The organism is Pelomicrobium sp. P1 (genome assembly GCF_052805615.1).
The window spans coordinates 22022-41602 of record NZ_JBRBEM010000012.1 but is presented as its reverse complement, the minus strand read 5'-3'; the positions used below and the strand labels follow the sequence as shown (position 1 = coordinate 41602).

Here is a 19581-nt window from a genome sequence, read left to right as displayed (position 1 = left end):
CCCGGACGTCGCACTCACAGCCATACCATCATCCCCATCTCCAGGGGGTGGGTGAGCAGGGGATGACAGGGGTAGGCGCGGATCATGTAGTTGAGCTTCCCGCAAAGGCTCGGCTCCAGGTCCAGGGTATAGAGGTATTGATTCGGATCGTCGGCCGCGCCCTCCGGCCGGAAGCGGAAGCGTTCGTACTCGGACAACCGGTCGGCCTTGCTGGTGCGGCCGATCAGCAGCTCCACCACCACGTCGTCGGGCTCGAGCCCGTTCGGATACATGACCACCTTGAAGGTGAGACGGCTGCCGAACTGGATACGCTTGGGCCCCGTGTCCAGCCGCTGCAGCCGGACCCCGGGCCAGGCGCGCCGGACCCGGGACTTCCAGGCGGCGATCGCCCGGGCGCTCTCGAACCGGTTCTGGGCGTAGGCGGCGCCTTGGCGCGCCGCCGGGGCATAGAAGCGCTGCACGTATTCGCCCACCATGCGCACGGAATTGAAGCGGGGCAGGATGGAGGCGATGGAGCGCTTGGCGAGCTTCACCCACTCCACCGGGTAGCCCTGCTTGCCGCGCTGGTAGTAGAGGGGCAGCACCTGGTCCTGCAGGATTTCGTACAGGGTGCGAGATTCCTCCCGGTCGCGGCGCGCCGGGTCCATGCTTTCTGGCGCCGGTTTGATGGCCCAGCCGTTCTTGCCGTCGTAACCTTCCCCCCACCAACCGTCGGTGACCGAGAGGTTGATCACCCCGTTGATCGCCGCCTTCATGCCGGAAGTGCCGCAGGCCTCCTGGGGGTAGATCGGGTTGTTGAGCCACACGTCCACGCCTGAGACCAGGCGCCGGGCAAGCCGCAGGTCGTAGTTCTCCACCAGCAAAATCTTGCCCTCGAACTCCGGCATGCGGGCAATCTCCGCCACGCGTCGGATCAACGCCTGCCCCGGCTCATCCGCCGGGTGCGCCTTGCCGGCGAAGATGAACAGGACCGGCCGCTCCGGGTCGGAGACGATCTGCTTGAGCCATTCCAGGTCCTGGAACAGGAGTAGCGCTCGCTTGTAGGTGGCGAAGCGGCGGGCAAAGCCGATGGTAAGCACGTGGGGGTTAATGGGGTCGGCGTACTTAAGTAGCCGCTCCAGGTGGGCCTCCGAACCGTGGTTGCGGAAGTGCTGGATCCTCACCCGGTGGCGCACCAGGTAGAGCATCTGGGATTTCAACGACTGGCGCGTGCTCCAGAAGAGATGATCGGGAATCTCGTCGATACGTGCCCAGAAAGAATCGTCGCATAGCCGGTTGCGCCATTCATTGCCCAGGAACTTGTCGAACACGTCCGCCCAATCCTGGAACAAGAAAGTCGGCACGTGGACCCCGTTGGTGATCGACTCCATCGGGTTTTCTTCCGGCTCGATCTGGGGCCACAGGCCCTGGAGGATACGCGCCGAAACCTCCCCGTGGATGCGGGAGACGCCGTTGTGGAAGCGGGAGCCCCGCACCGCCAGGGCCGTCATGTTGAAATCGCTACTGCCGGGGGTGCGGCCCAGGGCCAGCAGCTCTTCCGGCAGGATCTTCACCTCCTTCAAATACCAGTCGAAGTAGGTGAGGATCATCTCGTCGCTGAAGTGGTCGTGCCCCGCCGGCACGGGGGTATGGGTGGTGAATACGGTGGACACTGCCACCGCCTCCAGGGCGGCGGCGAAATCGAGCCCCTGGCTCATGAGCATGCGCACCCGCTCCAGCACCAGGAAAGCCGCATGGCCCTCGTTGACATGGTACACAATCGGTTTGAGCCCGAGGGCCGCCAGGGCCCGCACGCCGCCCACCCCCAGCACCAGCTCCTGCTCCAGGCGCATGGTGCGGTCCCCGCCGTAGAGTCGGTGGGAGATGTCCCGGTCGTCGGGCCGGTTCTCCTCCAGGTCCGTGTCCAGGAGGTAAAGGGTCACGTGGCCCACCCGGGCCTGCCACACCTTGACCGAGACGCTGCGGCCCGGCAGCTCCACCGCCACCCTGAGCTCCTTGCCGTCCGGGCCGATGACCGGTGCCACCGGCAGGTCGTCGAAGTCGGAATCGGTGTACTGGGCGTGCTGGTTGCCGTCGCTGTCCAAGCTCTGGTGGAAATAGCCCTGGCGGTAGAGCAATCCGACCCCGATGAAGGGCAGGCGCATGTCGCTCGCCGTCTTGCAATGGTCCCCCGCCAGAATGCCCAGGCCCCCGGAGTAGATGGGGAAGCTCTCGTGGAAGCCGAACTCGGCGCAGAAATAGGCCACCAGGTCGTCCGGACCCAGGAGCGCCTGGCCGTCCCGCCGCACCAGCTCCGAATGGTAGGAGTCGTAGGCGGAGAGAATGTGGTTGTAATAGGCCAGAAAGACCGGGTCTTCCGCCGCCTGGGTGAGGAGCTTCTCGTCGATCCGCTTCAGGAACGCCTTGGGGTTGTGGCCCACCGCGTCCCACAGGCCCGGGTGCAGCCGGGCGAAGAGGGTGCGGGTCGGCCGGTCCCAGCTGTACCACAGGTTGTTCGCCAGCTCTTCCAGCCGGGCGAGTCGGCGCGGGATCTTCGGGTTGACTTCCAGGTGAAACACCGTGCGCGGCGTCATGGGGCGTTCTTCGTGAAACATCGAGGCGGAAAATTGTTCGTCTTGTTCTGGGGGACCGGGCGGGCGCTCCAGCCCGGCGGAGCTTCCTGATCCTTCAGAGCCTCAAGAAATTGTCGCGGTAGTACCTGAGCTCGGCGATGGATTCGTAGACGTCGGCCAACGCCTCGTGCTTGCCCTGCTTGGCCACGCCCGCGGCCACCTCCGGCCGCCAGCGGCGGGCGAGCTCCTTCAGCGTGCTCACGTCCAGGTTGCGGTAGTGGAAATAGGCTTCCAGCCGGGGCATCCACCGGGCGAGGAAACGCCGGTCCTGGCACACCGAGTTGCCGCACATGGGCGAGGCCTTGGACGGCACGTGCTCCTCGAGAAAGGCGAGCATGCGCGCCTCCGCCTCCTGCTCGTTGAGCCGCGAGGCCTTGACCCTCTCGATCAGCCCGGTGCGGGCGTGGGTTGACTTGTTCCAGTCATCCATCGCCTCGAGGAGGGAGTCGGGCTGGTGCACCACCAGCACCGGCCCCTCGGCCACCGTCTCCAGGGCCGAGTCTGTCACCACCGCCGCCACCTCCAGGATGCGGTCGGTGTCGGGGTTGAGCCCGCTCATTTCCAGGTCGATCCAGATGAGGCGCGTCGCGTCCTGTGCCATAATCGGTTGGGTCGGACGAGAGCCGCCCCGCTCAACCGGCGGCGGCGTCCCCGGTCCCGCTCTCGCCAAAACCCGCGAAGCGAAATTTTGTCATAAGTCCCACTGCCGCGTCATTTTCCCATGCATCCTTTCACCGCCCTCTTCCTGGCCGTCCTGGCAGCCACCACTGCGACCCGGCTGTGGCTGGACCTGCGCCACATCCGCCACGTGGGCGAGCGGCGCGGCGCCGTACCGGCCGAGTTCGCCGGCGTGATCGAGCTCGCCCAGCACCAGAAGGCCGCCGATTACACCGTGGCCAAGACCCGGCTGTCCCTGGTCCATACCCTCCTCGACGCGGCCCTCGTCGTCGCCTTTACCCTGGGCGGCGGGCTGCAGGCGCTGATCGAATTATGGAACGGCGCCTTCGGCGCCGGGCTCGCTGCGGGAGTGGCCCTGGTCGCCAGCGTGGTTTTGATCGCCGGCGCCCTGGAGCTTCCCCTCACCGCCTACCGGGTTTTCGGCATCGAGTCCCGTTTCGGCTTCAACCGCATGACCGCCGCCATGTTCGTCTCGGACCTGGTGAAGCAGTTGCTCGTGACGGCGGCCCTGGGGCTGCCCTTGCTCCTGCTGGTGCTCTGGCTGATGGAAAAGGCGGGCGCCTATTGGTGGCTTTACGCCTGGGCCGCCTGGGTTCTGTTCAACCTTCTCGTGGTGGCCCTCTACCCCACCCTGATCGCGCCCCTGTTCAACAAGTTCACGCCCCTGGAGGAGGGGGAGCTCAAGCGGCGGGTGGAGGGGCTCCTCAAGCGCTGCGGCTTCCGCTCCCAGGGACTGTACGTCATGGACAGCTCCCGGCGCAGCAGCCACGGCAACGCCTATTTCACGGGCTTCGGCCGGTCCAAGCGCATCGTGCTGTTCGACACCCTGCTCGCGCGGCTCGAGCCCCCCGAAGTGGAAGCGGTGCTCGCCCACGAGCTGGGGCACTTCCGGTTGCGGCACGTGGCGAAGCGGCTCGCCTGGTCCTTAGCCACGAGCCTTGCGGCGCTCGCGCTCCTCGGCTGGCTGATGGAGCGGGAGTGGTTCTACTCGGCCCTGGGTGTCACCACGCCCTCCACCGCCGCCGCCCTGATCCTGTTCTTCCTGGCGGCGCCCCCTTTCCTTTTCCCGCTGCGACCCTTGGCTGCCTATTATTCCCGCCGCCACGAGTACGAAGCGGACGCTTACGCCGCCCGGCACGCCCCGGCGTCCAGCCTCGTCTCGGCGCTGGTCAAGCTGTACAAGGACAACGCTTCGACCCTGACGCCCGACCCCCTGCGATCTGCTTTCTACGACTCCCACCCACCGGTCGGGCTGCGCATCGCGCAGCTCAAGCAAGCGGCGGAACCGGCTCCTTCGTAGGAAAGTTGCCATGGTGCGCATTCTGATCGTTGCTTTCGCCTGCCTCTCCGGGGCGGGAACCGCCTGGGCTAATCCCTTTCCCAAGGGCGATCCGGCCAAGGGCGAGCAGCTCATGGCGGAAGCCCAGTGCGACGCTTGCCACCAGGCTCTCTTCGGCGGCGACGGCAGCCGCATCTACACCCGTCCCGACCGCCGGGTGAGCAATCCCTCCCAGCTCCGGGCCCAGGTCCGTTTCTGCGCCACCCAGGTGAAGGCCAACTGGTTCCCGGAGGAAGAGGAACACGTGGCCGCTTATCTGAACCAGCGGTACTACCGCTTCAAGTGAGGGGAGCGCGCCGATGGATCACCCGGCCGGGAGCCAACTCGACCGGGGCTGCGGCCTGATGGAGGGGCGGGTGGTGGCCGCCTACGGCCGGCGCTTCGAAGTGGAAACCCCCGACGGCGCCCGGCGCCAGTGCGTGGTGAAGGCCAAGCGGCGCGGGGTCGCCTGCGGGGACCGGGTGCGGCTGCGGCCTTCGGGGGAGGGGGAAGGCATGATCGAGGAGATCCTGCCCCGGAAAAACCTCCTCTACCGCAGCGACCCCCAGCGGGAAAAGCTGATCGCCGCCAACGTGACCCAGGTGCTGGTGCTGGTCGCCCCTCGGCCTCCTTTCAACGAAGGGTTGCTCAACCGCTGCCTGGTGGCCGCCGAGGCCGCGGCCATCCCGTCGGTGATCGTGCTCAATAAGATCGACCTGGCGGAAGAGGCGGCCCGCCTTCGCTCCCAGCTTGCCCTGTACGAGGGCCTGGGCTATCCCGTGGTCCCTCTCTCGGCCCAACAGGACGCCTCCCCCTTGCGCCCTTACCTGGAAGGGCGGGTGACGGTCCTGGTGGGGCCTTCCGGAACGGGAAAGTCCACCCTGGTGAACGCCCTGGTCCCCGGCGCCCGGGCCGCCACGGGGGAGATCTCGGAGGCCCTGGACGCGGGCCGCCATACCACCACCCACGCCCGGCTCTATCACCTGGGGCCGGGCAGCGACCTCATCGATTCCCCCGGCATGCAGGCCTTCGGGCTCTCCCACCTGGAGCCGCCAGCCCTGGCCGCCGCCTTTCCCGAGTTCCGTCCCCACCTGGGCGTCTGCCGTTTCAACGACTGCCGCCACCTGGAAGAGCCCGACTGCGCGGTGCGCGCCGCGGTGGAGCGGGGCGAGATCGACCAGCGGCGGCTGACGATCTACCAGACCCTCATGCGGGAGCGGCTGAAGAAAAAGCTGTACGCCTGATCCAGCCCGTCCAATCCCGCGTTCAGCCGAACCAGCGGGCCACCGCGATCAGCAGCAGGACGCCCCCCCACAGGGTGATTACCCGCCAGATCATCAGGCGGGCGCTCGCCACCATGTCGGGATCGGCCTCGTCCCCTATTCCCAGCTCGGGGCGATAGAAGAGCTCGCCGTAGCGGCGGTAGGGCTCCCCCAGCCGCACCCCCAGGGCTCCGGCGCCGCTCGCCAGCACGATGCCCTCGTTGCGGTCGAGCCAGGTGGACGCCTGGCGCTGCCAGCAATACACGGCGTCTTCGAAATCGCCGACGATGGCGAAGCTCGCCGCCGTGAGGCGCGCCGGGAGCCAATCCAGGACATGGAACGCTTGCGCGGCGAACCCGGCGAAGGCGGCCCGTTCGGTTCCGTCGGCGCGACTCCAGCGCTGCTGGATCAGGGTGGTGAGCCGGTAGAGCACCGCGCCGATGGGCCCGGGCAGCACCACGAACCAGAAGACCGCCGCCAGGGCGCCGCGATGGGCCTCCAGCAGCCCCTGCTCGATGGCGAGGCGCGCCACCTCCCCGGGGCCGAGATCGGACGCGGTCTCTCCCCGCCAGCGCTCGAGCCGCTCCCGCGCTTGCGTATCGTCTCCGCGCCTCAAGGCCTGCTCGATCTCGGCTAGGGCGCGGTTTCCCTGCTGCAAGCTCACCGTGAGGTAGAGCACCAGCACGTTCCACGCCCAGGCGAGCAGCCCGCTCAATTGGGCGAGCAGGAGGTACACGACACCGACGGCGACGAGGACCGGGAGGACCGCGAGGGCCCAGGCCACCACGGCCTGATGGCGCTCGCCGCCGTTGAACTGCCGCTCGAGGAAATCGGCGTAGCGGGCGAAGAGGGAAGCGAGGGGGTGATCCCGATCCAGGGGGCGCCAGTAATCGAGCAGCAGGGCTGCCAGCAATGAGGCCAGGGTCACGGGGAGGTGGAAGGAACGGTCCGCCGATATGGTAGAACGTCTCAAGGGACGAGTCACGGGGTCGCGGCGCCGGAAGCGCCGGGCCATCCGGCGCTTCCCAGACTGACCCGCGCCCGGCCCCGTGGTATTATTAAATAATCTTTTCCCTTGGCTCCCAAGGAGTTCGGACATGCGTACCGAGGTTCACGTCCACGGCAGCCTCTATCTATGCGAAGGCGTCACCCGCCGTCAGGTGGAGGCGGCCCTGCGCCCGTGGCTCGAGTATCTCGATGTGGAGCGCATGGAGGAAGCGAAGAGCCTGGAGCCGGACCAGCCGGGCATCGTCTACCACGCCCGGGACGGCGTGCTGGAAATCTGCTGGACCGGCGCCGTGGGGCGCACCTTCGAGCAGAAGCTGGAGGAGACGGTGGAGCTGCTAGGGCCCCTCACCGAGCAGGCCGCCGAGCTGGAGCTCACCTATTACCACGAGAACGGCAACGACGAAACCCGGCTCATCTTCATCGGCCCCACCTCCGAAGCGATCCACGAGGCCCAGCGCCGGCGCATGGTGGAGGACGTGGCGGGGCTGCTCGCGCGCCAGTTCGACGAAAGAGCGGTGAACGAAGTGGTGGCCCTGGTGAACGATCTTTTCCGCCGCCAATGGCAGCAAGGCGGCGAGGCGGCTCCGGCGCCCTCCCTCTCATCGGTGCCGCCGGGGCGCAAGCACCTGCACTGACTTCTTCCTCTGCGCGCTTTGCCCGATCTCGAGATGGGGCGCCGCATCACGGGGCGCCTCTCGCCGTCCCGCTTCCCCCCACCTCGAAGCGGATCCCCTGGGCCAGGGGCAGGGCCGAACCCCAGTTGATGGTGTTGGTCTGGCGCCGCATGTAGGCTTTCCAGGCATCGGAGCCCGCCTCGCGCCCACCGCCGGTTTCCTTCTCGCCTCCGAACGCCCCGCCGATCTCGGCCCCCGAGGTGCCCAGGTTGACGTTGGCGATGCCGCAGTCGCTGCCTTCCGCCGAGAGGAACTGCTCCGCCCGCCGCAGGTCGGTGGTGAACAGCGCCGAAGAAAGCCCCTGGGGAACGCCGTTGTTGAGCTGGATCGCCTCCTCCAGGGTGCGGTAGGGCATCACGTAGAGAATGGGGGCGAAAGTCTCCCGCTGGACCACCGGCCAGTGGTTCTCCGCCCGGACAATGGTGGGCTGCACGTAATAGCCGGGGCCCGGTAGCACCTCGCCTCCGTAGAGCACCTCTCCCCCGAGGGCCCGGATCTCGGCCAAGGTGGCCCGGAACCGCTCCACGGCGGCTCCATCGATCAGGGGCCCCATAAGGGTGGCGGGGTCCAGGGGATCGCCGATGCGCACCTGCCGGTAGGCATCGATCAGCCGGGCCACCACCTCCTCCATGCAGGAGGCATGGACGATCAGCCGGCGGGTGGTAGTGCAGCGCTGTCCCGCGGTGCCCACCGCGCCGAAAACGATGGCCGGAATGGCCAGCTTCAGGTCGGCGGCCTCGTCCACGATCACGGCGTTGTTGCCGGAGCACTCCAGCAGGCACTTGCCCATCCGCGCCGCCACCGCCTGGGCCACACGCCGGCCCACGGCGCTGGAGCCGGTGAAGGACAAGAGGTTGATCCGCGGATCGGCCGCCAGCCGCTCGGCCGCCTCCGTGCCCGGGTCGAGCAGCAGGGCGAAAACGCCGTCATAGCCGAAGCGCGCGAGCACCCGGTTGACCAGGTGTTGCACGGCCAGGGCGCTCAGGGACGCCTTGGGCGAGGGCTTCCACACGGTCACGTTGCCGCACACGGCGCTTAAGAACGCGTTCCACGCCCACACGGCCACGGGAAAGTTGAAGGCGGTGATCACCCCCACCAGGCCCAGGGGGTGCCACTGCTCGAACATGCGGTGCTGGGAGCGCTCCGAAGGCATGGTGCGGCCGTAGAGCATGCGGGACTGGCCCACGGCGAAGTCGGCGATGTCGATCATCTCCTGGACTTCCCCGTCCCCCTCCTGCTTGATCTTGCCCGTCTCCAGGGACACCAGGGTGCCGAGGGCATCCTTTTCGGCCCGCAGGGCGTCGCCGATCGCCCGGATCAGCTCCCCGCGCTTCGGGGCCGGCACCCGGCACCACTCCCGCTGCGCCTGCCGGCTGCTGGCGATCACCGTCTCGTAGTCGGCGGCCGTGCAGGCGCCCGCGGTAGCGATGGGCTCCCCGGTGGCCGGATTGAGGGAAGGGAACTGACCGGCGCCCGGAAGCCAGGTGGACGGGGCGCAATAGCCTGCCGGATTGGCGGGCTCGATGCCGAGACGATGGAGCACCGTTTCCATGATCGATCCCTCTCGGGCGTTTTTGACTGCCTTCTCGCCGGCCTCCCGGCTAGGCCACCCGGCGCGCGTTCCGCTGGTGTTCGAACGCTTCCCGCACTTGGGCCACCGCCCAGTCGATCCGCTCGGCGTCGATCACCAGGGGCGGGGCGAAGCGCAGCACGGTCTTGTGAGTATCTAGCGTCAGGATGCCCCGCGCCAGCAGATCCAGGCACAGGGTGCGGGCGTCTACCCGCGCCGGATCGATCTCGACGCCCACCAGGAGCCCTCGCCCGCGTACTTCCCGAATCAAGGGGCTTTCGATGGCCCGCAGCCCTGCCAGGAGCCGCGCGCCCAGCGCTTGCGCCCGCTCGGGAAAATGCTCCTCCAGCATCACTTCCAGCGCCTCCAGCGCCACCGCCGCCGCCAGAGGATTGCCGCCGAAGGTGCTGCCGTGGCTGCCCGGCGTGAAGACCCCCATGACTTCCTCCCGGGCGAGGAAAGCGGACACCGGCACAAGCCCGCCGCCCAGGGCCTTGCCCAGCACGACCCCGTCGGGCTGCACCCCTTCGTGCTGGCAAGCGAGCAGCCGCCCCGTGCGCCCGAGCCCGGTCTGCACCTCGTCGCAGATGAGCAGCACCCGATGGCGGCGGCAGATCTCCGCGCACCGGGCGAGGTAGCCTTCGGGCGGCACCACGATCCCGCCCTCCCCCTGCACCGGCTCTACCAGGAAGGCCGCGGTGTGGGGCGTGATCGCCCGCTCCAAGGCGTTCGCGTCCCCGTAGGGCACCAGTACCGCTCCGGGCGGGAAGGGGCCAAAACCGTCCCGGTACTCCGGCTCCGACGAGAGTCCGATGATGGCGATGGAGCGGCCGTGGAAGTTGCCCTGGGCTGCGATGATCTCGGCCGACCCGGCCGGCACCCCCTTCACGCGGTAGGCCCAGCGCCGCGCCGCTTTGAGGGCCGCCTCCACCGCCTCCAGGCCGGTGTTCACCGGCAACGCCCGGTCGAACCCGAACACCTGGCCCAGGCGCTCCAGCAGCCGTGGCAGCCGGTCGTTGTGGACCGCCCGAGAGGTGACCGCGAGCCGGCGCGCCTGGCGCTCCAGGGCCCGCACTAGCCGGGGATGGGCGTGGCCGTGGCTCACGGCCGAGTAGGCGCCCAGCATGTCCAGGTAGCGCCGGCCCTGGTCGTCCCACACGTAAACGCCCTCTCCCCGGGTGATCACCACCGGCAGCGGATCGTAGTTGCGGGCGCCCCAGCGCTTTTCCACCTCGATCCACGGGCGCGACGCTCGCTGCCGCCCTTCCACCACGGCGGCGATGAGCCGTTGCGCCAGTCGCACCGTGCGGCCGTGGGGGTCCAGGCGCGGGTTGAGCTCGGCCACCTCCAGGACAAACAGGCGGGCGTCGTCCGCGATCCGGAAGAGCGCCCTCACCGCTTCCTCCGCCCTCAAGCCCCCCGGCGCGGGCGTGCCCACGCCGGGGGCCTCTTCGGGCTCGAAGGCGTCCAGGTCCACCGACAGGCCAAAGCCCGCGCTGCCGCGAGCGCAGATGGAAGCCGCTTCGTCCAGCACCTCGTCCAGGCCCCGGCGCCGCACTTCCGCCATGCCGAATACCCGCACCCCCAGGCGCAGGAGGAGCGCCGCCTCTTCGGGCTCGAAGCTGCGCGCCCCCACCAGGCACACCCGGGCGGGGTCCAGCTTGGGGCCGGGGCCGCCGCATCCCGTGAGGGCGGGATCGCCGTAGCCCAGCAGGCAGGCGAGGGGCATGCCGTGGAGCGCTCCACTCGGGGAGGTCTCGGGCGTATGGGCGTCCAAATGGGCGTCGATCCAGAGGAGGCCCAGGGGTCCTTCAGCGGAGAGCGCCCGCCAGGCGCCGCTCCACGTGCCCAGGGCGCAGGTATGGTCTCCCCCCACCACGATGGGAAAGACGCCCTCCGCCAGGGAAGCGGCCACTTCCTCGGCAAGGCGCGCCCCCAGACGGGCGACTTCCCGCGTCGCGTCCCGGGGCCTAGGTTCGGGGAACAAGATGGCCCGCCAGCGGGCTTGGGCGTGGTCTTCGCCCATCAACGCCGCGAGCGCCGCGGGGCCTTCGGCGCAGCCCGCGTCCCGGGCGCCAAGCCCCGAGGCATAACCGATCAGATGCCACGCCTGAGGATCGAGAGACTTCATTTTCCTCGCCCAAGGAATCTCAATCTCAAAAACTTAGAGCCTACAGGGAGCTGGGCGTTCGGCGGTGCCCGCCGGCCCTTAACAAACGGCCCGCCATAGGCTAAATAGGGAATGTGGTCCGCCGTCGAGGGAGCAGGCGGCCGTAAGGCCGGTGCGGCGCCCGGCGAGCCGGGAGAAGATTCCGCTCATCCCGCGTCAGCGTCGACAAAAAAGAGAAGGCAATGGAGCACATTAGCAGTCAAGCTTCCGGCTTCGACGCCGTCCGCGTCCGCAGCGTCGAGTCCCGGCGCCCGTTGCGCTGGCTCGCCGCCGGATGGCGGGACCTGCAGGCCGCCTCCCTCTCGAGCCTGGCCTATGGGATTTTCTTCGCCCTCTTCGGCTATGTCATCTTCATGTTCGCCTGGTACCGACCCTATCTTTTCACCGCCATGGTCTCGGGCTTCTTCCTGGTGGGCCCGTTCCTGGCCATCGGGCTCTACCAGATCAGCCGGCGCCTGGAGCGGGGAGAGCGGGCGAGCTTCGTCGACTCGGCCCTCGCCTGGCGGGAAAACCCCCAGTCTATCGGCCTGTTCGGGTTCCTGCTCGCCTTCATCCTCATCTCCTGGGAGCGCCTGTCGGCCGTCCTGTTCGCGCTCTTTTTCCACGGCGGCGACCTGCCTTCGCTGGAGGCCCTGGCGAACCGCCTGTTCTCGGTGGAGTACCTGGGGTTCGTGGCGGCCTATCTGCTGTTCGGGGCTTTGCTCGCCGTGGGGGTGTTCGCCATCAGCGCGGTCTCGATCCCTCTCATGCTAGACCGGAAGGTGGACACCGCCACCGCGGTGGTGACCAGCGCGCGCGTATGCGCGCGCAACGTCCCGGCGATGGCTCTGTGGGCCGCCCTCATCGTCGCCCTGGTGGGCGTCGGGCTCCTCACCCTGTTCATCGGGCTCATCGTCACCATGCCCCTGGTGGGTCACGCCACCTGGCATGCCTACAAAGACCTGGTGGAGACCGACTGAATCGCACCCTTCCCCCGCGGGGCGCGGGCGCGGCGGCCCCGGCGATCCGGGGGGAGCCGCCGGCGATCCGCCGCGGCCACAGCGGCGGCGTTTGCGTGTACCATGAGCGGCCGCCATGGATCGCAGAGTCTTTTTCGCCCTCTTGGCGTACACGGCCCTGCTCGGCTTCCTGTATGCCCTCTACCTGGTCCTGCGCCCGTTCCTGCCGGCCCTCGGCTGGGCGGCGGTGATCGCCATCGCCACCTATCCCGTGTACGACGGGCTACGGAGGCGCCTGCCCCTGGGCGAGACCTGGGTCTCCGCCCTCACGACCCTCATGGTGTTCTTGGTCCTGGTGGTGCCCGGCGTGTTCATCGGCCTCACCCTGGCCCAAGAAATCGGGCACGCCCAGGAATACATCGGCCGCTGGAGCGCGGAGGAGCGCAAGCTCGCCATCGACGAGGTGCTCCATCACCCCTGGGTGGCGCCCCTGGTGGCCAGGGCGAACGAGCTGGTAACCCTGTACGACATCAACATCAAGGAAGCGGCGGTGCAGAGCGGTCAGCGCCTGCTGCGGCTGCTATTCGACTCCTTGACCGGCGCCGCCAAGCAGGTGGCACTCTTCGTGCTCCAGTTGCTCCTGGTGTTGATCGCCCTCTTCTTCCTCTACCGGGACGGGGCCAAGCTCACCCAGGGCTTCTGGTCGGCGCTGCCCATCGGCGAGGAGCGCAAGCGGGTGATCCACGACACCGTGGAGAACGTGGTCTCGGCCGTGGTGATCGGCATCCTGGTGACCGCCTCCCTCCAGGGGCTGTTGGCGGGCCTCGCCTACTGGCTGGTGGGACTCGGATCGCCGGTGCTGCTGGGCACCCTGACCGCCATCGCCGCCCTGGTCCCGGTGGTGGGCACCATGCTGGTCTGGGTGCCGGCGGTCGCCTACCTGCTCCTCACCGGGCAGGTGGTGGACGGCCTGATCCTGGCCGGCTGGTGTGCCCTGGTGGTGGGCTCGGCGGACAACTTCCTGCGCCCGCTCTTGATCAGCGGCCGCACCGGGCTGCCCTTCTCCCTTATGACCCTGGGCGCTCTGGGGGGGCTCGCCGCCTTCGGCTTTTTCGGCCTGGTGGTGGGCCCCCTGGTGCTGGCGGTGTTCGTGATCGTGTTCGAGATGGTCCGCAAGGACGTGATCGCCTTCGACGCCGGCCTTCGGGCGCCCGAGGCCGAGCCGCCGGGCCGCCGCCCTCCCCCTGCTCGGGCGGCCAGTCCCAACGACGGCAAGGAAGGACCCTGAACGGGCGCGGGCTCACTCCCCGTCCAGTTCGTCTTCCAGCCGGCGGATCTGGTCCAGGATGCCGGCAAAGCGCTCGCCGAAGGGGGTCAACGAATACTCCACCCGCGGCGGGATCTCCGGGTAGCTGGTTCTCTGCAGCACCCCGTAGCGGGTGAGCTTCTTCAGCCGCTCGTTGAGCACCTTGGCAGAGAGGCCCGGCACGGCGTGCTCCAGGGCCCCGGGGCGCCGCACCCCCTGGCGCACGAGGGAGAGGACCGTGAGGGACCATTTGCAGCCGATCACCTCCTCCACCATCGCGGCCACGCGCGGCCGGGAAATCGCGGCGTTCTTTTTCCCCTTCATCGTCAGAAAAATACACCGAAAAGTGAGGAGCTTACCGTTTTGTGCCCGCTTTCCCGGCGGCTGCCCGGCTGCTACATTGGCAGCCTTCGCGGATTTCATCACGCGAGTCCGAATGGAGGCAATCATGCGCGCAGCCGTGTTTCTTTCCTTCTGTTTTCTCGCCCCGAGCGCCCTCGCCCAGGAGAAGGTCCAGGTCCCCTACCCCGAGGGCTACCGGGACTGGCGCCATGTCAAAAGCATGGTGATCAACCCCGGTCATCCGCTCTACGAGGCCTTCGGCGGGATCCATCACATCTACGCCAACAAAAAGGCGCTCCAGGGCTACCAGAAGGGCCGGTTCCCCGATGGCGCGGTGATCGTCTTCGATCTTCTGGAAGCCAGGAACGCCGACAACGCCGTCACCGAAGGCCCGCGCAAAGTGGTGGGGGTGATGCACAAGGATTCGAAGAAGTTCGCCAAGACGGGCGGGTGGGGCTTCGAGGGCTTCAAGGGGGATTCGAAAGCGGAGCGCGCGGTGGGGGGAAACGCCGAAACGGCGTGTTACGCCTGCCACACCCCGCAAAAGGAAAAGGACTACGTGTTCAGCCAGTTGCGGCCTTGAGGGGCGCGCGCCGGCGTTCTCATCCGAGGTGCCGGCGCACCTGGTTCACGTAATCCTCGGCTTTCCCTTTGCCCGCCACGCGACCCACCACGTCGGCGACCCGCTGCACCTCAGCCAGCAGCCCGGCGGCGGAACCCGCCGCCTCCAGGCCCGGGGCGAACAGATCGGCGTCGGGTCCCAGAAGCTCATGGAGCCGGTGCAAAGCCTCCCGGCGCGCCGCCTCCAGGGGGCCTTCCGGCGGTGCCTTCCCAGGTTCCAGGGCCGCGGCCGGCTTCGCTGCCTGCTGGCCCGCGCCGTTCGCCGGCGCGATCAGCTCCAGGGCGAGGAGCTTTTCCAGGTAGGGACCCAGGTCTCCCAGGTGGGCCAGCTTCTGCGCTAGTTGCCCGAGCGGGGTCTGCCCGTCCAGCATGATGAGCAGCATGCGGGTCTTGGCATCGAGACCCGCCTGGCGCGTCGCCACTTCAGCGCGGCCCTTGTCGGTCTTGGCAAAAACGGTACCCGGCGTAAAGTTGCCCGCCATGAACTCCTCCCCTTGTCGTGGTTGACGCTCCCATCTCCCGCCGGCGTGGGCCGGGCCTGCCGACGGCAAACGGCTCGTCAACCGTTAACCGAAGGCTCGGCGGCAACCGGCGGGCGAGACCGTTTCCTGCAGCCGCTGGAAATCCCCGGGGAGCGCTCCGCCGCTCCTGGCGGGCCGAAGCGGCGAGGACTCACTCCGGATAACGAATATTCACGATTTCCAGCTCGAGATTGCCCGCAGGTCGTTGCCAGGTCACCGTGTCCCCTACCTTGGCGCCTAGCATGGCCCGTGCCAGGGGCGAGACCCAGCTCACCCGGTTCTTGGTGACGTCGGCCTCGTCCTCACCCACGATGGTGAAGGTGTGGCGCTCCCCGTTTTCGTCTTCCACCTCGACGATGGCCCCGAAGTGGACCTCGTCCGCCGGCTGCTTGGACAGGTCGACCACCACCGCTTTTTCGATGCGCCCTTGGTAGTAGCGCAGGTCCCGTTCTACCTGGGCGAGCTCCTGCTGCCTGTGGGGATCGTCCACTTGCCCCTCCAGGCTGGCGCGGCGCTCCTGGAGGTCGCGAACCATGGCGTGTAGCCGCTCGAGCCCCTCCCGGGTCACGTAGTTGGGATGCTCGCTCTGCGGCCGGTCCGGCAACTGGTTGGCCAGAACGCTGTCGTCCTGTTCCTTCAGAAACGCCTGGCTCATCGACCCTCCTTGATCCCCGAGAATCAAGCCCGCTCACCCACAAGCCTATTTTTTCAGTATAGCGAAATCTCGCGCCGGCTTCCCCAGCCTGGAAATAAGACCGCGGAACCGGGCTCCGGTTTATATTTCCGGGGGTTTTCTTCGGCCGCCCGGCGTCCAGTATGGCTAACGCTCCAGATCCGCCGGCCGGTCGATGTCCCAGAGAACGCCGGGATCGTCCACGTCCACCAACACCAGGGCCTCCTGGTGCCGGGCGATCAGGCTGCGGGCGCCTTCGTCGCCGCTCAGGGCTTCCAGTTCGGTGCGCAGCCGGATGGAAAAGGCCACCGGGTGACCCCGCTCTCCATGATACGAGGGCGCGGCGATGAGCGCCCCACCGCGCAGTGCCTCCGCCACCTGCCGGTAGGAATCGGGAAGAATGAAGGGCATGTCAGCCAGGGCCACAAGGATGCCCTCGGTGTGCTCCGGGAGCACGCCCACGCCCCAGGCGAGGCTCGCGCCCATGCCCCGATCCGCTCCGGGGAAGATGGACACCAGCGCCCCCTCCTCCATCAGAAGGTGGGCGAGCCGGCCGCAGCCCGGACGCACCACGGCGAACGCCCGGTGCACCACAGGCAGGAGGCTCCTCAGGGCCGCCACCGCCATGGGCACCCCGTCTGCCAGCGGCTCGAGAAGCTTGTCGGCGCCGTAGCGGGATCCGCGGCCCGCCGCCAGGAGCACGCCGTTAATCACAGACGGCAGCGTCCCGGGAAAAAACCGCCTCGAGCGTCTCTTGACCCACGAGCCGGACGCCGTGGCGCAGCGCGGTGAGCTCCGCCAGGATGGCCACCGCGATCTCCGGCGGCGTGCGACCGCCCAGGGGAAGTCCCACCGGCCCGCGGAGCCGGGTCACTTCGTCTCCCGTCAGGTCCAGCATTTTGAGCCGCTCCCGGCGCCGGGCGTTGTTGGCCCGGCTCCCCAGCGCCCCCACGTAGAACGCCCTGGACTTGAGCGCCGCCATGAGGGCCATGTCGTCCAGCTTCGGGTCGTGGGTCAGAGCCACGATCGCCGTGCGCTCGTCGGGAACAAGCGCCTGCACCGCCTCGTCGGGCATCCCGGGCAGAAGCTCCGCCCCCGCAACCTTCCATTCCTGAGCGTACTCTTCCCGCGGGTCGCACACCAGCACCTGGTAGTCCAGCGCCAGGGCGAACTCGGCGAGATAGCGGGATAGCTGCCCCGCGCCGATCAGCAGCATCCGCCAGCGGGGGCCGAAGACCCGGGTCAGCTCGCGCCCGTCGAAGATGACCGGGCCGTCCCCGGCTGCGGGCACGATCGTGGCCTTCCCCGTCGCGAGATCCAGCCGGCGGGCGACGGAGCGGCGGGTCTCCACCGCCTCCAGCACCGGGGCGAGGCTTCGGGCCGAGGCGAGGGGCTCGATCGCGAGCTCCAGGGTCCCGCCGCAAGGAAGCCCGAAGCGGGCCGCCTCGTCCCGCGTGACGCCATAGCGGGCGACTTCCGGGCGCAGGGGAAAGCCCCCGACGAAACGGGAAAGCAAGTCGTCCTCCACGCAACCGCCAGAGACCGAGCCGGCGACGCGCCCGTGCTCGCCGAAAGCCGCAAGGGCCCCCACGGGACGGGGGCTCGATCCCCAGGTGCGCACCACCGTGGCGAGGGCCACCCGCCGCCCTTCGGCGAGCCAGCGCACCGCCGTGCGCAGGACCTCCAGATCCACCGAGTCCATCTCAGGCCTCCTTGAGCCGCAGGGGCAGCTTGGTCAGCCGCTTGCCGGTGGCGGCGAAGAGGGCGTTGGCCAGCGCCGGCGCGACGGGCGGCACGCCCGGCTCGCCCACGCCGGTGGGCGGCGCCTCGCTTCTCACGATGTGCACCTCGATCCTCGGCGTCTCGTCGAGCCGCAGCACCGGGTAGTCGTTGAAGTTGGACTGCACCACGATCCCGTCCCTGAGGATGATGGCGCCGTGGAGGGCCGCCGACAGCCCGAACACGATGCCCGACTCCATCTGGGCCCGCACCACGTCCGGATTGACGGCCACCCCGCAGTCCACCGCGCACACCACCCGGTCCACCGAAAAGGTGCCGTCGTCCTTGACCGTGACTTCGACCACCTGGGCCACGAAGGAATGGAACGACTCGTGCACCGCCACGCCCCGGCCCCGGTTCTTCGGAAGCGGGCGGCCCCATCCCGCTTTTTCCGCCGCGAGCTTGAGCACTCCGGCGTGGCGCGGATGCTTATCCAGCAACTGCAACCGGAACGCGACCGGATCTTCTCCCGCGGCGTGGGCCAGCATGTCCATCATCACTTCCGCGGAAAAGGCGGTATGGGTGCTGCCCACACTGCGCCACCACAACACCGGCACGCCGACGTCGACGGTATGCAGCTCCACCTGCAGGTGGGGAATGGCATAGGGCAGGTTGGCGGCGCCCTCCACCGAAGTGGGGTCGATGCCCTCCTTCATCATCCCTTCGAAGGGGGTGCCCTTGAGGATGGACTGGCCCACGATGCGCTGCTGCCACGCCACCGGGCGCCCAGCGGCATCGAGCCCAGCGGCGATCCGGTGCACGTAGAGGGGCCGGTAGTAGCCGCCCCGGATGTCGTCCTCCCGGGTCCACAGGAGGCGGATGGGGGCGCCGAGGGGACGGGTCGCCACCGCCACCGCCACGCCCTCGGCGATGTAATCCGCGGTCGGGTTCGCGTGGCGGCCGAAGGAGCCGCCGGCGAGCAGCGTGTGGATCTGTACCCGCTCCGGCGGCAGCCCCGCGATGCGCGCGGCGATGGCCTGATCTAGGGTCTGGAGCTGGGAGCCGGCCCACACTTCGCACGCTTCACCGCTCAACCGCACCACGCAGCTCAAGGGCTCCATGGGTGCGTGGGCGAGGAAGGGGAACTCGAAGGTGGCCGAGAGCCGTCTGGCCGCGGAGCCCAAGGCTCCCTCGGCGTCGCCCTCTTTGCGCGCCACCGCGCCGGGCTGCTGGGCGAGCTCGGCGTAGCGGCGGGTGAGGGCCTCGCTTCCCCCGGTGAAGGCTTGCGCCTCATCCCATTCGATGACAAGGGCGTTGCGCGCCTGGACCGCCGACCAGAAGTCGGTCGCCACCACGGCGACGCCCTGGGGAATCTCCACCACCGCCTTCACCCCAGGCATGGCCTTCGCTTTCTCCGCGTCGAAGCGCTTCACCTTGCCGCCGAAGCGGGGCGGACGCGCCACCACCGCGGTCAGCATCCCGGGGAGCTTCACATCCACGGCGAAGAGAGCCGCGCCGTTCACCTTCTCGGGACTGTCCTTGCGCGGCACCGGTTGGCCGATCAGCTTCCACTGGGAAGGCGCCTTTAGCTTCACGTCGGCGGGCGGAGGCAGGCTCGCCGCCTTCGCCGTCAGCTCGCCGTAAGAGAAGCGCCGACCGCCCCGCAGATCGATCACGAAGCCCTTCTCCGCCTTGAGCCCTTGAGGGTCCACGTTCCAGGTCCGGGCCGCCGCCGCAATCAGCATCTCCCGCGCCGTCGCGCCCGCCCGGCGCAACTGCTCCCAGGAATTAGCCAGGCTCGTGCTGCCGCCGGTGCCTTGGGCCGCGCCGCCCCAGGCCAGGTTGGCGTAGCGGGTCACGTCCGCCGGGGCGGTCTCCACCCGCACCTGGCTCCAATCCACTTCCAGCTCCTCGGCCACCAAGGTCGGGAGCCCGGTGTACACCCCCTGTCCCATCTCCAGGTGCTTGACGATCACGGTGACGGTGTTGTCGGGGGCGATGCGCAGGAACGCGTTGGGCGCGAACGCCCCGCCGGTGGCCGCGCCCGGGCTTGGCGCGGCGGCCCGGGCCCCCTTCATCGGGAGATGGAAGCCGATGACCAGGCTGCCGGCGAGGGCCGCGGAGCTTTTGAGGAAGGTGCGCCGATCGAGATTCGCGGGCTCGTTCATG

The 19581-nt window shown here is 68.7% G+C and carries 18 protein-coding genes; 7 read left to right on the top strand and 11 right to left on the bottom strand.

Annotation, left to right across the window (positions count from 1 at the left end; all coding sequences use genetic code 11):
- Positions 1-14 precede the first annotated feature (14 nt).
- Both glgP and orn read right to left on the bottom strand, forming a co-directional pair.
- Positions 15-2573 (bottom strand): alpha-glucan family phosphorylase, encoded by a 2559-nt coding sequence (gene glgP / locus ACUVYZ_RS12425; RefSeq protein WP_439934796.1) that lies wholly within the window; start codon positions 2571-2573, stop codon positions 15-17.
- A gap of 94 nt (positions 2574-2667) precedes the next feature.
- Positions 2668-3213 carry an oligoribonuclease gene (gene orn / locus ACUVYZ_RS12420; RefSeq protein WP_439934797.1) on the bottom strand — a complete coding sequence of 182 codons (546 nt, stop codon included), beginning with the start codon at positions 3211-3213 and terminating at the stop codon, positions 2668-2670.
- A gap of 120 nt (positions 3214-3333) precedes the next feature.
- Between orn and ACUVYZ_RS12415 the strand changes: the two genes are divergently transcribed.
- The 3 genes from ACUVYZ_RS12415 to rsgA are packed head-to-tail and all read left to right on the top strand — an operon-like array spanning position 3334 to position 5852.
- Positions 3334-4590: a M48 family metallopeptidase gene (locus ACUVYZ_RS12415; RefSeq protein ID WP_439934798.1), complete on the top strand. Its 1257-nt coding sequence runs from the start codon at positions 3334-3336 to the stop codon at positions 4588-4590.
- A gap of 10 nt (positions 4591-4600) precedes the next feature.
- Complete coding sequence (locus tag ACUVYZ_RS12410) at positions 4601-4915, top strand: cytochrome c (protein ID WP_439934799.1); 315 nt, start codon at positions 4601-4603, stop codon at positions 4913-4915.
- Positions 4916-4928: 13 nt separating this feature from the next.
- Positions 4929-5852, top strand: coding sequence for a ribosome small subunit-dependent GTPase A (rsgA, locus tag ACUVYZ_RS12405; RefSeq protein ID WP_439934800.1), 924 nt, complete (start codon positions 4929-4931; stop codon positions 5850-5852).
- A 22-nt stretch (positions 5853-5874) separates the two neighbouring features.
- Here the strand turns inward: rsgA and ACUVYZ_RS12400 are convergent, their stop codons facing one another.
- Positions 5875-6798 carry a CobD/CbiB family protein gene (locus ACUVYZ_RS12400; RefSeq protein ID WP_446033069.1) on the bottom strand — a complete coding sequence of 308 codons (924 nt, stop codon included), beginning with the start codon at positions 6796-6798 and terminating at the stop codon, positions 5875-5877.
- Positions 6799-6967: 169 nt separating this feature from the next.
- Here ACUVYZ_RS12400 and ACUVYZ_RS12395 point away from each other — a divergent pair, with 169 nt between their 5' ends.
- A complete protein-coding gene (locus tag ACUVYZ_RS12395; RefSeq protein WP_439934802.1) occupies positions 6968-7513 on the top strand; it encodes a DUF6806 family protein in 546 nt (181 codons plus the stop codon).
- Between the two features lie 46 nt (positions 7514-7559).
- Here ACUVYZ_RS12395 and amaB read toward each other — a convergent pair whose 3' ends face one another.
- Together amaB and rocD are read right to left on the bottom strand one after the other, a co-directional pair.
- The gene (gene amaB / locus ACUVYZ_RS12390) at positions 7560-9104 is read right to left on the bottom strand and encodes an L-piperidine-6-carboxylate dehydrogenase (protein ID WP_439934803.1); all 1545 of its coding nucleotides are present in this window, start codon (positions 9102-9104) and stop codon (positions 7560-7562) included.
- Positions 9105-9153: 49 nt separating this feature from the next.
- Complete coding sequence (gene rocD, locus ACUVYZ_RS12385) at positions 9154-11253, bottom strand: ornithine--oxo-acid transaminase (protein ID WP_439934804.1); 2100 nt, start codon at positions 11251-11253, stop codon at positions 9154-9156.
- A 221-nt stretch (positions 11254-11474) separates the two neighbouring features.
- Here rocD and ACUVYZ_RS12380 point away from each other — a divergent pair, with 221 nt between their 5' ends.
- Both ACUVYZ_RS12380 and ACUVYZ_RS12375 read left to right on the top strand, forming a co-directional pair.
- Positions 11475-12251, top strand: coding sequence for a DUF2189 domain-containing protein (locus tag ACUVYZ_RS12380; RefSeq protein WP_439934805.1), 777 nt, complete (start codon positions 11475-11477; stop codon positions 12249-12251).
- Between the two features lie 115 nt (positions 12252-12366).
- The gene (locus ACUVYZ_RS12375; RefSeq protein WP_439934806.1) at positions 12367-13518 is read left to right on the top strand and encodes an AI-2E family transporter; all 1152 of its coding nucleotides are present in this window, start codon (positions 12367-12369) and stop codon (positions 13516-13518) included.
- A gap of 12 nt (positions 13519-13530) precedes the next feature.
- Here the strand turns inward: ACUVYZ_RS12375 and ACUVYZ_RS12370 are convergent, their stop codons facing one another.
- A complete protein-coding gene (locus ACUVYZ_RS12370) occupies positions 13531-13860 on the bottom strand; it encodes a winged helix-turn-helix transcriptional regulator (RefSeq protein WP_439934807.1) in 330 nt (109 codons plus the stop codon).
- Positions 13861-13984: 124 nt separating this feature from the next.
- Between ACUVYZ_RS12370 and ACUVYZ_RS12365 the strand changes: the two genes are divergently transcribed.
- Positions 13985-14461: a cytochrome P460 family protein gene (locus ACUVYZ_RS12365; RefSeq protein WP_439934808.1), complete on the top strand. Its 477-nt coding sequence runs from the start codon at positions 13985-13987 to the stop codon at positions 14459-14461.
- 19 nt (positions 14462-14480) lie between these two features.
- Here ACUVYZ_RS12365 and ACUVYZ_RS12360 read toward each other — a convergent pair whose 3' ends face one another.
- The 5 genes from ACUVYZ_RS12360 to ACUVYZ_RS12340 form a co-directional block, all read right to left on the bottom strand.
- Positions 14481-14981, bottom strand: a complete 501-nt coding sequence (locus tag ACUVYZ_RS12360) for a hypothetical protein (protein ID WP_439934809.1) — start codon at positions 14979-14981, stop codon at positions 14481-14483.
- A gap of 190 nt (positions 14982-15171) precedes the next feature.
- Positions 15172-15675, bottom strand: coding sequence for a GreA/GreB family elongation factor (locus tag ACUVYZ_RS12355; RefSeq protein WP_439934810.1), 504 nt, complete (start codon positions 15673-15675; stop codon positions 15172-15174).
- 165 nt (positions 15676-15840) lie between these two features.
- Positions 15841-16407: a nucleotidyltransferase family protein gene (locus ACUVYZ_RS12350; RefSeq protein WP_439934811.1), complete on the bottom strand. Its 567-nt coding sequence runs from the start codon at positions 16405-16407 to the stop codon at positions 15841-15843.
- On the bottom strand, positions 16400-17395 hold the full coding sequence (locus tag ACUVYZ_RS12345; protein ID WP_439934812.1) for an XdhC family protein: 996 nt from the start codon (positions 17393-17395) through the stop codon (positions 16400-16402). The genes ACUVYZ_RS12350 and ACUVYZ_RS12345 overlap by 8 nt, the downstream gene beginning before the upstream one ends.
- A gap of 1 nt (position 17396) precedes the next feature.
- Positions 17397-19580 (bottom strand): xanthine dehydrogenase family protein molybdopterin-binding subunit, encoded by a 2184-nt coding sequence (locus ACUVYZ_RS12340; RefSeq protein ID WP_439934813.1) that lies wholly within the window; start codon positions 19578-19580, stop codon positions 17397-17399.
- Position 19581 lies beyond the last annotated feature (1 nt).